This window comes from Cohaesibacter haloalkalitolerans (genome assembly GCF_003574655.1).
GTDB lineage: Bacteria > Pseudomonadota > Alphaproteobacteria > Rhizobiales > Cohaesibacteraceae > Cohaesibacter > Cohaesibacter haloalkalitolerans.
Map to the genome: position 1 here is coordinate 682,224 of NZ_QNUM01000001.1, position 12,334 is coordinate 694,557.

The 12,334-nt window shown below is 60.8% G+C and carries 10 protein-coding genes; all 10 read right to left on the minus strand.

Going from position 1 to position 12,334, the window contains the following annotated elements; genetic code table 11:
- Nucleotides 1–7 precede the first annotated feature (7 nt).
- Nucleotides 8–343 carry a RidA family protein gene (locus tag DSL70_RS02920; RefSeq protein WP_119306363.1) on the minus strand — a complete coding sequence of 112 codons (336 nt, stop codon included), beginning with the start codon at nucleotides 341–343 and terminating at the stop codon, nucleotides 8–10.
- Between the two features lie 51 nt (nucleotides 344–394).
- Nucleotides 395–1,903: an amidase gene (locus DSL70_RS02925; RefSeq protein WP_119306364.1), complete on the minus strand. Its 1,509-nt coding sequence runs from the start codon at nucleotides 1,901–1,903 to the stop codon at nucleotides 395–397.
- A 1-nt stretch (nucleotide 1,904) separates the two neighbouring features.
- Nucleotides 1,905–3,248, minus strand: coding sequence for a D-serine ammonia-lyase (locus tag DSL70_RS02930; RefSeq protein WP_119306365.1), 1,344 nt, complete (start codon nucleotides 3,246–3,248; stop codon nucleotides 1,905–1,907).
- On the minus strand, nucleotides 3,245–4,060 hold the full coding sequence (locus DSL70_RS02935) for a sulfite exporter TauE/SafE family protein (protein WP_119306366.1): 816 nt from the start codon (nucleotides 4,058–4,060) through the stop codon (nucleotides 3,245–3,247). Before DSL70_RS02935 ends, DSL70_RS02930 begins: the two co-directional genes overlap by 4 nt.
- Before the next feature lie 3 nt (nucleotides 4,061–4,063).
- Nucleotides 4,064–5,464: a M20 family metallopeptidase gene (locus DSL70_RS02940; RefSeq protein WP_119306367.1), complete on the minus strand. Its 1,401-nt coding sequence runs from the start codon at nucleotides 5,462–5,464 to the stop codon at nucleotides 4,064–4,066.
- 60 nt (nucleotides 5,465–5,524) lie between these two features.
- Nucleotides 5,525–7,102 (minus strand): gamma-glutamyltransferase, encoded by a 1,578-nt coding sequence (locus DSL70_RS02945; RefSeq protein ID WP_119306368.1) that lies wholly within the window; start codon nucleotides 7,100–7,102, stop codon nucleotides 5,525–5,527.
- Complete coding sequence (locus tag DSL70_RS02950) at nucleotides 7,102–8,772, minus strand: dipeptide ABC transporter ATP-binding protein (RefSeq protein WP_119306369.1); 1,671 nt, start codon at nucleotides 8,770–8,772, stop codon at nucleotides 7,102–7,104. The genes DSL70_RS02945 and DSL70_RS02950 overlap by 1 nt, the downstream gene beginning before the upstream one ends.
- Nucleotides 8,772–9,707, minus strand: coding sequence for an ABC transporter permease (locus DSL70_RS02955; protein ID WP_119306370.1), 936 nt, complete (start codon nucleotides 9,705–9,707; stop codon nucleotides 8,772–8,774). Before DSL70_RS02955 ends, DSL70_RS02950 begins: the two co-directional genes overlap by 1 nt.
- Nucleotides 9,708–9,725: 18 nt before the next feature.
- Nucleotides 9,726–10,643 (minus strand): ABC transporter permease, encoded by a 918-nt coding sequence (locus DSL70_RS02960; RefSeq protein ID WP_119306371.1) that lies wholly within the window; start codon nucleotides 10,641–10,643, stop codon nucleotides 9,726–9,728.
- A 67-nt stretch (nucleotides 10,644–10,710) separates the two neighbouring features.
- Complete coding sequence (locus tag DSL70_RS02965) at nucleotides 10,711–12,222, minus strand: ABC transporter substrate-binding protein (protein ID WP_119306372.1); 1,512 nt, start codon at nucleotides 12,220–12,222, stop codon at nucleotides 10,711–10,713.
- Between the last annotated feature and the right edge of the window lie 112 nt (nucleotides 12,223–12,334).

Consider the following 12,334-nt stretch of genomic DNA (forward strand, 5'->3'; position numbering starts at 1 on the left):
TGAAGCCTCAGGCTTCGGCAATGACTGTAATTTCCACTTTCGCGTCGATCATCAAGGTGCAGCCGATTGTGGTGCGGACCGGCAGGGGATCGGAGAAATAGCTCGCATAGACAGCGTTGAAGGCAGCAAAGTCTGCCGGGTCTGTCAGATAGCATGTGCAGGAGACGACATTGGACAGGGAGAGGCCTTCGCCCTCCAGTGTCTTCTTGATGCCCTCGAGACAGTTTTTGGTTTGAGCTTCGATCCCTTCCGGTACGCTGCCGTCTGCGTTGAAGCCGATTTCACCGGAGAGGTAAACGGTTGAGCCGGAACGGCGGACTTTGGAAAATGGGAGGTTTGCCATCTTAGTTCCTTGAAGGGTTATTGAGTTTGGAGGATTCAGGAGGAGTCGGTATCATTCGAAATTCAGGAACCCTTCGGCCTGGCTGATCGGGTCAGCCGCCTTGAGCAATGCAAGATCCGGGCCTGTTGGCGCCAGACCGTCGATGGAAGCGATAATGGCCTCCAGTTCTGCGGCCACGGCAAGGACGCCGAGGTCATCATGGCGGCGCCCGACAATCTGCAGGCCGAACGGCATGTTGTTGGCATCGCGGCCACAGGGGATGGTGATGGACGGATGACCGGGGATGGTGGAGGCATAGGCCATGGCCAGCCAATGATAATAGCTCTTGGTCGGTTTGCCGTCGATTTCTGCCGGGAACAGTTCGCGCCACGGACGCGGGCTGATGGTGACGGCAGGCGAAATCAGATAGTCGTGATGCTCGAAGAAGGCCTGCCAGTCACGATAGTAGCGGCTCTGGGCAAACATCGCCTGCGCCACATCTTCGGCGGAATAGCTGCGACCTTCCTTGACGTTCTCGGTAACGTTTGGCCCGACCAGATGGGGCTTTGTGTCTACCAAAGTTGCATGAATGCCTAAAAACTGAACACCGCGCAGCACAGAGAATATGCGGTCGGCATCGGTGCATTTGGGGCTCTTTGCATCAACCTGCCCGAAGAAGGGGGCAAGCTGCGGCATGATCGCGCGGAAATGGTCGCGGATGATGCTTTCGGTCGGGGCGAAGTCATAGTCTTCGGTCATGGCAATGCGCAGCGAGGAAAGGTCAACTCTCGGCAGATTGGCAAAGGAGGCCGGGTTCCATGGGGTCTTGCCATCGGTGATGATGGTGTAGGGGTCCTTGCGGTCCGGACGGGCCAGAACCGAGAGCATCAGTGCTGTGTCAGCGACGCTGCGCCCCATCGGGCCGGAGGTCGGCATCGGGATAAGGGCGGCCGCACGGGTATCACCCGGCACAACGCCCGGGCTGGGGCGATAGCCGACGATGCCACAAAAGGCCGCCGGGTTGCGCAGGGAACCGCCGGTGTCCGATCCGGTTGCCAAAGGCGCGTAGCCGCAGGCCAGACTGACCGCCGAGCCGCCCGAAGACCCGGCGCAGGTACGGGTCAAGTCATGGGGATTGGCGGTGACACCATAGACCCGGTTGCGGGTATTGCCTCCGGCGCTCCACTCGGGATTGTTGGTCTTGCCCACCGGCATGGCGCCAGCCTTGCGCATGGCTGCGACAATGGCGTCATCACGGGTGGCGATATTGTCCTTGAAGGCTTCGGAGCCGAAGGTCGTGGGCAGGCCCTTGACGTCGATCATGTCTTTGACGCCGAACGGCAGGCCGTGCAACGGGCCGAGCGCCTCGCCGTCCATGACAGCCTGTTCTGCGGCCTTGGCTTCCTCAAGCAGCGCATCAAAGCGGCGGGCGACGAGGGCGTTGACAGCATGGTCAACCGCTTCGACCCGCTCGATGCAGGCGCTGGCAAGCTCGACCGGAGAGAGGGCCTTGCGGGCGATCAGCTGGCGCGCTTCGATGGCACCGAGATCGGCGGGGTTCGTTGCGGATTGCTTGACCATCTTATTGTTCCTTCTTGAGATCCAACGGGAGGGGCAACGCATTGCCCTTGTCCACGAATGTCTGGAATTGCAGCTCCGGGACGAAGGAGCCACCGGTTGTCCAGACGACATGAATGGCGTTTTCCATGGCCTTGGCCGAAAGATGCCGGTCGCAGAAGGCCTGCCCCTCGCGGGTTTCCAGCATGAAGTGTGGACCGGCAAAGCCGATGGTGGCTGACGGTTCGAGCTTGAGATTGGCCTCGCCATAGGCAAGGGCAACAAGGCGCATCAGGTCATCGTCGCCGACGGTGTAGACGCCAGCCAGCCGGTCGGCCATCTGGCGGGCGACGAGATGGGACATGGTGGCAACGGCCATGCCGTCGGCTTCGGTCTTGTTGGTGAGGTCGAATTCATACACCGAGCGCGGGCTTTGTGGTCCGTGCATCATCTGCAGCAGGGCCGAAGGCGACTGGACCGGTTCGGCAAAGAAGCAATGGACATTGGCGCCAAAGACGCCTCTGGCACCATAGGCAATGCCTCCCGGTGCACCGCCGATGCCGCAGGGAAGATAGAGGAAGAGGGGGCGATCCGGGCCGATGTTGATGCCAGCCTCTATGAGCTGGCTGGCCAGTTCCAGTGCGCCAGCGCTGTAGCCGGTGAACAGCAGTTCGGAATCCTCGTCATCGACGAAATAGACCATGGGGTCCTTGCGGGCGGCATCACGGGCGGCGGCAACGGCGAGATTATAGTCGCCCCGGTGCTGCTTGACCTTGACGCCGAAGCGGCGCAACCGGTCGATTTTCCATTTCTTGGCGTCCGAGGACATGTGAACCACGGCATTGTAGCCAAGGGTTCTGGCGGCGATGCCGACACTGAGCCCGAGGTTGCCGGTGGACCCCACGGCGATGGTCCGCTCGGAGAAAAAGGCGTGGGCGGCGTCGCTGGTCAGTTCGGTGATGGGGGCGGAGGGGGACAGGAAACCCGAGGTCCGGGCCTCGTTCACGGCGGTCATCAACACTTCGAAAATACCGCCGCGCGCCTTGACCGATCCGGCAACGGGCAGCGCGTGGTCGGCCTTGACGAACAATCGGCCGAAGGCCGGATCCTGATAGCCGAGAGGGGCGCGCAGACCGTCTACCTCGATGAGCTCAGAGGCGATGGTGCCGTTGGTGATCTCAAGCTCGGGGAACAGGGCCTTGAGCAGAGGCGTCAGCATCTGCCAGTTGGCAACCGCTTCCTGCAGTCCGGCCTGGGCGTCATCGTCGCGGGCCGGGGCGTAGGCAGGATTGCACCAGAGGGATGGTCTGGCCTTCTTGACGTTGTCCAGAATGACACGGTCGGCTGCTGAGAGTGGGGTGCCCGTCATGCCATCAGTGCCTTTCGGAGCATGTTGCCGGTGAGAATCAGGATGGTGAAGGCAAAGACGATACGCAGCTGCTTGGGCGACAGGGAATGGGCCAGGCGCACACCCAGCGGCACCGTCAACATGGTTGTCATGACAATGACCACGACGGCGGGCAGATTGACATAGCCGATGGTGAAGGGCGGCTTGCCGGTGATGTCCCAGCCCTGCGTCAGGAAGGTGATGAAGCCGGGAATGGAGATCATCAGGCCAAAGCCCGGCGAAGTGCCGACGGCCTTGTGTGGCGGCACGTTATAGGCGGTGAGCAGCGGTACCGTGAAGGAGCCGCCTCCGATGCCCATAAGGGCCGAGAAGAAGCCGATGATTACCGGGTAGATCTTGCTCAGGATCGGGCCGGGCAAATGGTCGGACAGCCGCCAGTCCTTCTTGCCGAACAGCATGTAGAGGCCGAGCATGATGCCGATGCAGCCAAAGATCAACTGCAGTTCGTGCGAGCGCAGCGATGCGGCGGCAAACACGCCGATGATCGAGCCCACGGCGATGAACGGTCCCCATGTCCGGATCAGATCGAAGCTGACCGCGCCGCGTTTGTTGTGTGCCATCACCGATCGGATCGAGGTGAATATGATGGTGCCCGTAGAGGTTGCCACGCAGATCTGCATGAGCTGGTCCGGCTGGTAGCCGAGGGTGGAGAAGGCATAGTAGAAGGCAGGCACAAGGATGATGCCGCCGCCGACGCCGAGAAGACCGGAAATGATGCCGGCAATGGCACCAGCTCCGGCGATGACGGCAAAAAGCGTAAGTGTTGCTGCCATGTATTATTCTCCTTCCGCAGGCACCGCGCCCTTGGCTGCGATGTCCCAGAACAGGCCCGTCATGCCCTGAAGGGCCTGACGGGAGAGCGACTTGAGAATGTGCTCGTTGGGGGCGTGCTGGCTGCAGGCGGCATAGCTGTGCGGAATCCAGATGGTCGGCAGGCCGAGCACATCGGCAAAGCAATCGTTCGGTAGCGATCCGCCAAGGTTCGGCAGGATATGCGGTTTGGTGCCGGTCGAGGCTTCAAGGGATCTGGCGGCAAAGCGCACCCACGGGTGGTCTGGATCAAGCCGGGTTGCCGGGAAGGCGTGGCGTTCGGCCTTGACGACCTCGACCTTGTCAAAGCCCTTGGCGGCGAGGTGACGACGCAGGGCCGGGACGATGTCGTCCGGGTCGGTGCCAACGACGAAACGCAGCTGGCAGGTGGCCTTGGCATAGCCGGAGATGGCGTTGACCGGCGCTTCCGGCACGCCGGATTTCATGGCGAGTACGGCAAAGCTGTTCCAGCCGAGTACCCGTTCCTGTGGTGTCAGGCTTTCTTCGCCCCAGTTCTCGTCAATCTTGATGGAGCCGGTGTCGATCGGGGGAAGCGCCGCGATTACTTCCCGGATACGCGGGGTGAGGCTGGTGGGGCGCCATTCCGGAATCTGGATCTGGCCGCGTGCATCGGTGATCGAGGCAATGGCGTGCGCCAGAATGATCGCCGGGTCGGCGATGAGGCCGCCGAAATTGCCCGAGTGGTTGGCGCCTTCCCTGAGGTCGACCACCATGTCGAACAGCTCGCCTCCGCGAGAGCCAGTGAAGATGGTCGGCGCTGCAGGCGACAGGCGCGGGCCGTCAGAGGCGATCAAAACGTCGGCGGCGAGCAGGTCCTTGTTCTGTTCACAGAAGGTCTTGAGCCCCGGAGAACCGGATTCCTCGGCCATTTCCAGAAGGATCTTGGCGTTGAAGCCGAGCTTGCCCTCAGCTTCGATGACAGCGGCCATGGACTTGATGTTGATCAGATGCTGGGCCTTGTTGTCAGCAGCGCCGCGGCCGTAGAGCCGGTCGCCTTCTTCCACCATTTCGAAGGGGGAGAGGCCTGCGCGCCACTGGGTTTCCTGTGCCCGGATGACATCGCCGTGACCATAGCTCAGAACCGTCGGCAGGGCCGGGTCTTCAATGCGTTCTGCCACCATGATCGGCGGTGCATTTTCCTCGGGGTTGTCGAAAATCCTGCAGGTGAAGCCCAAGCCTTCCAGCATCGGCTGCATCTCGTCGGTGAGATAGGCCATGAGATGAGGCTTGCCGCGCGGGTCCTGACTCTCGGTCGGGCGGGAGACCAGTCGCTTGATGTCCGAGAGAAAGCCTCCCTCGTCGAAATAGCTGGCGCTGATGGCCAGAGCCTTGGTGCGATCACTCATCTGTTTGCTTCTCTGTTCTTGTCTTCGGTCTGGGCGGGCATCGTGTGGCGTGCCGTCAGGTCAATCCCTGAGTTCTGCCACTCCGTCACCCCATGGCGAAAAGGTTTCGGTGGTGCCGGAATTGGTGGTTCCGTCACGCAGTACGCCAGCCGGGCAGGCAAAGGCGTAGGGGAAGGGTATGCGCTGGGCCGTTGCCAGGGGCCAACGGGCTGACAGGGCTTGCATGATCTCGGCTGAAAGGCGTTCGTCGGCAACAACCGTGTCGCCACCGGAAACGTCGATGCGGGGAGCTTCTATGGCATCCTGCATCGACATGCCGTAGTCAAGCAGGAAAGAGGCGATTTGCCCTACTGCGGGCATGATCTTGCGGCCGCCCGATGCGCCCAGAGCAAACCGCTTCTCGCCCTTCTCGCCGATGACTGGGCAGACATTCATCAGGCAGCGCTTGCCGGGCGCGATCGAGTTGGCTTTGCCCGGTTCGGGGTCGAACCACATGATGCCGTTGTTCATCATCAGGCCGGTGGACGGGGAAAGGGTCTTCGAACCGAAGATCGACAGCAGAGTCTGGGTCATGGCGACCATGTTGCCATGCTTGTCGACGATGGAGAAATGGGTGGTGCAGCCGGGAGCCTTTGCGCTCTCGTGATCGCCCATGTTGGTGAGGCGGTCTTCGTAGGCGTCCCGCATTGCTCCTGCCATGGCGGCAAAGTCTTTCGCGCCAGGGGCAGCGGCTGGCGTGATGGCCTCCTGCCAGCCGGTCATGGCGTGGGAAAGGGTTGGCCCGGCGGTCAATGTTGGTACGGCCCAGATGCTGGCACCGTTGTAGGGGATGTGCAGCGGGGGCTGCCACTCGGGCCGGTAACCCGCCATGTCCTCCATGGTGAGGAAGCCGCCCTTGTCGGTCACATCCCGGACGAGGGCAGCACCGATGTCGCCGCTGTAGAAATCCTTCGCACCGGCGTCTGCCAGACGCTCAAGGGTTGCTGCGTGGGCAGACTGGTCGAGGCGGATGTCCGCAAGGGCAGTCCAGCCGAAGATCTTCGGCCATTGGCCGTCTTCAAGGAACAGCGCTGCGGCGTCCTTGTCCTTTGCCAGTTCCCGGGCTGCCGAAGCGATGATAAGGGCTGCATACCAGTCCACCTGCATGCCGGACTTGGCGTGGGTGATGGCAGGTTGCAGCAGCTCGCGCCATGGCAGTTTGCCAAAGCGCCGATGGGCTTCTGCGGCACCGGCGACCGTGCCGGGCACGGCAATGGACGATGCGCCGGTGACATTGCGATCTTCAACCACGGCCTCCCAGGGGAAGAGGTCCGATGCCTTGCCAGCTCCAGAGAGGGGATAGTAGGACGGATCAAGGCTGGTTGAAGACCGCATGCCATAGTGTAGGGCATAGGGTTTGTTCTCGTCGGCTCGCCAGAGCATCATGGCGCCGCCGCCCATGGGACCTGACATCCAGGGCTCCAGCACGCCGATGGCGAAACTCACGGCTACGGCTGCGTCCACCGCGTCGCCACCGGCGGCCAGAATCATGGCTCCGGCCTCGGCGGCCAGAGCATGCTGGGCGGCGACAACGCCGCCATTTGTTGCTGTCACGCCCGGCTTGCGGGTCGTTTGCGAGCGAGAGAAACTGCCACTCATCAGAAGGCTCCCATCGGGCTCTCAAGCAGGGCCGGGTCGACCGGAGGCAGCTTGGCGATGTCGGGTACCACCCAGCCCTGACCTGGCTGCGCGGAGAGCAGCTTTCTGGTGTAGTCATGTTTGGGAGCGCCGAAGACTTCGTCGACGGTGCCGCGTTCAACGATCTCGCCATTCTGCATGACCACGAGATTGTCGCAGATCTGGGCTGCAACGCGCAGGTCGTGGGTGATGAAGAGCACCGTCAGACCCATTTCATCGCGGATCTCGTTGAGCAGCTTGAGCACTTCCTTCTGAACGGACACGTCAAGCGCCGAGACGGCTTCGTCGGCGATGAGCACTTCCGGTTCGACCATCAGGGCCCGGGCGATGCAGATGCGCTGGCGCTGGCCACCGGAGAACTGGGCTGGATAGCGATAGAGCGCATCCTCTTCCAGACGCACGATCTTCATCAGTTTTTTGGCCCGCTCCATGGCATGGGCGCGGTTTTCACCGAAATTGCATGGACCTTCCACCAGCTGGTCGCCGATGGTGCGGCGCGGGTTGAGCGAGCCATAGGGATCCTGAAAGACGATCTGGATGCTCTTGCGATAGGGGTGTAGCAGCTTGGGCGTGAATTGGGCGATGTCGCTGCCGTCGATGATGACGGAGCCGCTGTCCGGATCCTCAAGGCGGATGAGACATTTGACAAGCGTCGACTTGCCCGAGCCGGATTCGCCGACGATGCCGAGGGTTTCGCCGCGATGGACGATGAAATTGACGTCCTTGCAGGCATGCACCGTGCGGGCCGGTTTGAACATCGTGCCCTTGGAATGGTAGGTCTTGTTGAGGTCAAGAACTTCCATCACCTTGTGCTTTTCGGCCATGTGGGCGTTGACGGAGCCGGTGCGGCGGGGCACAGCGTCGATCAGCTTGCGGGTGTAGGGATGTTTCGGGCGGTTGAGCACTTCTTCTGCCGTGCCCTGTTCGACAATGACGCCCTGCTTCATGACGACAACCTTGTCGGCGATTTCGGCGACGACGTCGAAATCGTGGGTCACGAACATGATGCCGGCCGAGTGCTTCTCACGCAATTCCTTGAACAGGTGGAGAATCTGGGCCTGGGTGGAGAGGTCGAGCGCCGTGGTCGGTTCATCGGCAATCAGCAGCGCCGGGTCGAGCGCCAAGGCAATGGCGATGACGATGCGCTGACGTTGGCCACCGGAGAGCTGATGCGGGTAGGAGGAGTAGATCCGTTCCGGATCGGGCAGTTGCACTTCGTCGAGCAGTCTGATGGTGCGGGCCTTGCGCTCTGCCTTGGAAAGGCTGGTGTGCTGCTCGAACATCTCCTCGATCTGGTCTCCCACGGTGTAGCACGGGTTGAGCGCGCTCATGGGTTCTTGAAAGATCATGGCCATGCGGCTGCCGCGCAGCTTTGCGTGTTCCCTGGCTGACAGCTTGAGCACGTCCCTGCCTTCGAAGATCACTTCGCCGGATGAGGGCTTCAACGCCTTGGGCAGAAGGCCCATGGTGGTGAAGGAGGTGATGGACTTGCCTGAGCCGGATTCGCCGACGATGCAGACGATTTCCTTGGGGGCGATGTCGACCGAGAGATTCTCGACCGCGTGGGGGCGGTCGCCGCCTTCTGGCAGATCAACGGTGAGGTTCCTGATGGTCAGAATAGGGTCGGTCATCAGTTGCGGCCCTCCGGTGCGGTGACGTCGCGAATGCCGTCGCCGAGCATGTTGATGGACAGGACGAGGAAGAACAGCGCAACCCCGGGGATGGTGATCAGCCAGCTTTCGAACAGCAGCATTTCCTTGCCTTCGGAGATCATCAGGCCCCAGGACGGGGTTGGGGGCTGCACGCCGAGGCCAAGGAAGCTGAGGGCGGCCTCGAGAATGATGGCGTGTGCCATTTCCAGCGTGAAGATGACGATGAGATGGTTCATCACGTTGGGCAGGATGTCCTTGAACAGCACCCGTGGCAGGGAGGCGCCAAGTACTTGTGCTGCGGCGACATACTCAAGCTTGCGGACCTGCATGGTGGCAGCGCGCATGACAACCGCGAAGCGATCCCAGAGCAGCAGACCCAGAACCGAGACCACCACATAGAGCGAGCCGCCGAACAGGGCCACCACGGCCAGGGCGACCAGCACCACTGGCATGGCGAGGCGCACGTTGATGAAAAAGGTGACAAGAAGGTCGATCCGACCGCCGAAGTAACCAGCCATGACGCCCATGAAGGTGCCGATGCAGGCCGAGATGGTGGCGGCGATCAGGCCGATGAGCAGCGAGATGCGGGCGCCATAGACCAAGCGGGCCAGATAGTCGCGCCCAAGCGCGTCCGTGCCGAGCGGATGCTCCCATGTGCCGCCCATGAAGGCTGGCGGCTTCATGCGGGCCAGAAGGCTCTGCGCATATGGGTCATGGGTGGCGATCAGCGGCGCGAAAATGGCGACGATCACGATGATGGACATCACGAACAGGCCAAACAGCAACCCCTTGTGGCGCAGGGCACGGCGCAGCATCTTGGCGCGCGGAGAAAGCTGATGGGCCGGGGTCTTCCCCTTCTTGGAGACCGCGTCCGGTTTTTTGGCCGAGGCCGAGGTGAGGGAGGTGTCTGACATGATTTTCTCCGTTCCCGATCAGGCGATGCGCAGGCGTGGATCCATCCAGGCGTTCAGGATGTCCGCCAGGAAGGTGAAGAAGATGTAGAACATCGAGAAGATGAGGATGAGCGCCTGCATGGTCGGCAGATCGTTGCGGGAAATGGATTCCCAGGCAAGGAAGCCGGCGCCGTGCAGCGCGAAGATGCTTTCGACCACAATGGAGCCGCCGAGCATGAAGCCCATCTGCACTGCGGCAAGGCTGATCACCGGAATGATGGCGTTGCGCAGGGCGTGCTTGAACATGATCTTGCGGGCGCTCAGGCCCTTTGCACGGGCCGTGCGGATATAGTCCGCGCTCAGCACTTCAAGCATGCCGGCGCGGGTGAGGCGCATGATGGCCGGTGTGGCGTAGTAGCCCAGCACGATGGTCGGCAGGATGAAATGTTTCCAGCTGGTCGAGCCCGAGGCAGGTACAAGCCCCAGCTTGATGGAGAAGACGACGATCAGGATCAGACCGAACCAGAAGGACGGAATGGCCTGACCGACGACCGATATGAAGAGGGAAGCGCGGTCGATGAGGGAGTTGGGCTTGACCGCGGCAGCAACCCCCATGGGTATGGCCAGCAGCAGGGCGAAACTCATCCCCAGCAGGCCAAGCAGCATGGTCACGCCCAGACGGTCGGCAATGAGGTCGGAAACCGGCAGGTCGAAATACCAGCTGTTGCCCAGATCTCCGGTCGCTGCCTTGCCGAGCCATTCGAAATACTGAATGACGATGGGTCGATCAAATCCATAGCGGTCGTTGACCATCTGGATGTCTTCGGCGGAGGCGTTTTCCCCTGCGATCGCGATCGCAGGATCACCGGCCATGAAGAGCAGGCTGAAGCTGATTGCCGATACGGTGAAGGCCACCAGAAGGGCAAGACCGAGCCTTTTCAGAATATACATATACATTCCGACCTCGAAGTTCTGTTATTTCAGGAAGAGGTGGGGTCGGACTGCTTCCGACCCCGATTGCCAGTTATTTCCAGCCGAAGGTGAAGAAGCGCACCAGTTCGTCCGGAGTTGCCTTGAAGTCCATTTCCTTGCTCATGGCGTAGTTCACGTTATAGGTGAACAGTGGAACCCAATAGGCTTCGTCAACGATCTTCGTAAGGGCCTTCTTGTAGAGGTCCTTGCGCACGGCCTTGTCGGTGGACTTGTCTGCGGTGGTCAGCCATTCCATGATTTCGGGGTCGCGGGCATCATCCCAGTCACCGCCGGTGAAGAATTCGGAGGTGATGGCCGATGCGTCGGCGATGGAGTAGGAGCCCCAGGTCTGGAAGGAAATCGGCACTTCACCCTTGGCGCGCTTCTCACGCAGGGCTGCATACTGCAGGTAACTGAAGTTGGTCTTGATGCCGACTTCGTTGAGGAAGCCCATCATGGCTTCTGCATAAGGCCGGTCCCGATAGGCATAGAAGTCGATGGTGAAGCCATCCGGATAGCCGGCTTCGGCAAGCAGGGCCTTGGCTTTTGCCGGATCATAGTCGTAGGTCGGCAGATCCTGAGCGCAGGCAAACTGTACCGGCGAACAGGCGCTGTCGATCACCGTGGAGGAACCCTTGACCAGAGCCTCGACGATGGCCTTGCGGTCGATGGCATGGTAGATGGCCTGACGGACCTTCTTCTTGGTCATCGGGCCTTCCTTGTCAAAGCGTCCGGCAGCATCCATCGTGATGTAGCCGACACGGATGGCCGGGGCATTGACGACGTCAAACTTGCCCATGGCACCAAGCTTTTCGGCCTGGTCTGCGGGGATGTTCCAGAGGAAATCAAGGGTGCCGTTGAAGAATTCGGCGATCTGGGTGTTCATGTCGGGAATGGTACGGATGTCGATCTTGGACACCTTGGCCATGCCTTTCGGCCCGCCGAAATAGTCGTCGTTCTTCTCAAGAACAAAGTGCTTGCCGGGTTCCAGCTCGGTAATCTTGAACGGGCCGGTGCCGACCGGGTGGGCTGCCATGCCCTTGGGGCCAACTTCTGCGTAATATTCGTTTGGATACATGGCTACAGGGCCAGCGAGGAATTCTTCTGCAGCCGGGAACGGCGCGTCAGCCACGATGCGGACCGTGTAGTCGTCGATTTTCTCGGCGTGGTCCATCCAGCTCACGTTGGTCTGGCTCTTGACGCCATTGTCCTTGTTGGCCACGAAGTTGACGGTGTAGACCACGTCATCGGCGTTGAAGGGTTCGCCATTGTGGAACTTGACGCCCTGACGGAGCTTGAATTCGATGGTGGTGTCGTTGATCCAGGTCCAGGATTCAGCGAGGTTGCCCTCATACTCGCCGGTCTCCGGATTGCGGTAGAGCAGACCGTCCCAGACAGAGTGGTTCAACAGCAGGCCTTCGCGGGCGGTGTTGAAATAGACGTCCGCAGATTCCAGCTCTTTCAGAAATGCCATATTGACCGTGTCGCTTGCCTTGTCGGCGTAGGACACAGCTGAAAGAGCCAGGTAGACCGCAGTGCTCAATACCAGTTTTGATATCTTCATATTGGTTCCCCTGTTTGTGGCTCGGGTGTGTGCTTGGAAGGTTATTTGTATTGATTTTTATGAGATTGTATATAATCTGTCTGAAATGTATACTGTCAAGCGATATTGGACC